This window comes from Bradyrhizobium sp. Ken64 (assembly GCF_055807555.1).
In genome coordinates, this window is sequence record NZ_JBVVPA010000110.1 from 1 (window position 1) to 267 (window position 267).

The 267-nt window shown below is 60.7% G+C and carries 1 protein-coding gene; it reads right to left on the minus strand.

Translation table 11 applies throughout. From position 1 onward, the window contains the following. The coding region (locus tag AC0L2F_RS35850; RefSeq protein WP_473251539.1) for an integrase core domain-containing protein at window positions 1–267 on the minus strand (267 nt) is incomplete at both ends.

Sequence of the window (267 nt, forward strand, 5' to 3'; positions counted from 1 at the left end):
CACGCCGCAATCCTGGTTCGGGCGTGATCAAGGCCGAAGAACAGGGTTTCGTTGAGAAGCTCGTCTCGCATCCGGCCGTTGAAGCTTTCACAGAAGCCGTTCTGCATCGGTTTGCCTGGCGCGATAAAGTGCCAGGCAATCTGGTTGTCCTCTGACCAAGTCAGAATGGCGTTGCAGGTGAACTCGGTGCCGTTGTCCGAGACGATCATGCCAGGCTTGCCGCGGCGACCAATCAACGCCGTCAGCTCGCGCGCCACCCGCCGTCCC